The sequence below is a fragment of the Streptococcus sp. 10F2 genome, from assembly GCF_054331515.2.
This window is the reverse complement of sequence record NZ_JBTGGE020000100.1, coordinates 1-1,946: the sequence shown is the minus strand read 5'-3', so window position 1 is coordinate 1,946 and position 1,946 is coordinate 1. Positions and strand designations below refer to the sequence as shown.

At 45.5% G+C, this 1,946-nt stretch carries 1 protein-coding gene; it reads right to left on the bottom strand.

Going from position 1 to position 1,946, the window contains the following annotated elements:
- The coding region (locus ACXM1Q_RS09165) for a DUF1542 domain-containing protein (RefSeq protein ID WP_458517792.1) at positions 1–1,946 on the bottom strand (1,946 nt) is incomplete at both ends.

Below are 1,946 nucleotides of genomic sequence, written 5' to 3'. Positions count from 1 at the left end.
TCTACTGCATCTTTAGCTGCCTTAGCTTCTGCATCAACTTGAGCCTTAGCTGCTGCTTTCTCTTCGTCTGTCAAGTCTGGACGTGCATCGATTTCTGCTTTCTTCGCTGTAGCGGCATCATCGATAGCTTTCTTAGCTTCTGGCTTAGCAACTGCATCTGGGTTAATAGCTTTAACAGTATCAACACCTGCAGTCTTAGCTTCCTCAACTCCTGCATTTGTTGTTGCTGCATCTACTGCATCTTTAGCTGCCTTAGCTTCTGCATCAACTTGAGCCTTAGCTGCTGCTTTCTCTTCGTCTGTCAAGTCTGGACGTGCATCGATTTCTGCTTTCTTCGCTGTAGCGGCATCATCGATGGCTTTCTTAGCATCAGTCTTAGCTACCGCATCTGGATTAATAGCCTTGATAGTATCAACACCTGCAGTCTTAGCTTCTTCAACTCCTGCATTTGTTGTTGCTGCATCTACTGCATCTTTAGCTGCCTTAGCTTCTGCATCAACTTGAGCCTTAGCTGCTGCTTTCTCTTCGTCTGTCAAGTCTGGACGTGCATCGATTTCTGCTTTCTTCGCTGTAGCGGCATCATCAATGGCTTTCTTAGCTTCTGGCTTCGCAACTGCATCTGGGTTAATAGCTTTAACAGTATCAACACCTGCAGTCTTAGCTTCCTCAACTCCTGCATTTGTTGTTGCTGCATCTACTGCATCTTTAGCTGCCTTAGCTTCTGCATCAACTTGAGCCTTAGCTGCTGCTTTCTCTTCGTCTGTCAAGTCTGGACGTGCATCGATTTCTGCTTTCTTCGCTGTAGCGGCATCATCGATGGCTTTCTTAGCTTCTGGCTTAGCAACTGCAGTTTCTGGAACTGCCTTAATTGCTGTTTCACCTGCAGTCTTAGCTTCCTCAACTCCTGCATTTGTTGTCGCTGCATCTACTGCGTCTTTAGCTTTCTCTGCTTCTGAATCAACTTGTTCTTTAGCTGCTGCTTTTTCTTCATCAGTCAAGCTATCGTTCGCATCAATCGCTTCTTTCTTAGCTTTCGCTGCTTCATCGATGGCTTTCTTAGCTTCTGGCTTCGCAACTGCATCTGGGTTAATAGCTTTAACAGTATCAACACCTGTAGTCTTAGCTTCCTCAACTCCTGCATTTGTTGTTGCTGCATCTACTGCATCTTTAGCTTTCGTTGCTTCTGCATCAACTTGAGCCTTAGCTGCTGCTTTTTCTTCGTCTGTCAAGTCTGGACGTGCATCGATTTCTGCTTTCTTCGCTGTAGCGGCTTCATCGATGGCTTTCTTAGCTTCTGGCTTAGCAACTGGAGTTTCTGGAACTGCTTTAATCGCTGTTTCACCTGCAGTCTTAGCTTCTTCAACTCCTGCATTTGTTGTCGCTGCATCTACTGCATCTTTAGCTTTCGCTGCTTCTGCATCAACTTGTTCTTTAGCTGCTGCTTTTTCTTCATCAGTCAAGCTATCGTTCGCATCAATCGCTTCTTTCTTAGCTTTCGCTGCTTCATCGATCGCTTTCTTAGCTTCAGGCTTAGCAACTGGAGTTTCTGGAACTGCCTTAATCGCTGTTTCACCTGCAGTCTTAGCTTCTTCAACTCCTGCATTTGTTGTCGCTGCATCTACTGCATCTTTAGCTTTCGCTGCTTCTGCATCAACTTTTTCCTTAGCTGCCGCTTTTTCTTCATCAGTCAAGCTATCGTTCGCATCAATCGCTTCTTTCTTAGCTTTCGCTGCTTCATCGATCGCGTCCTTAGCTTTAGGCTTAGCAACTGGAGTTTCTGGAACTGCCTTAATTGCTGTTTCACCTGCAGTCTTAGCTTCCTCAACTCCTGCATTTGTTGTCGCTGCATCTACTGCATCTTTAGCTTTCGCTGCTTCTGCATCAACTTGTTCTTTAGCTGCTGCTTTTTCTTCATCAGTCAAGCTATCGTTCGCATCAATCGCTTC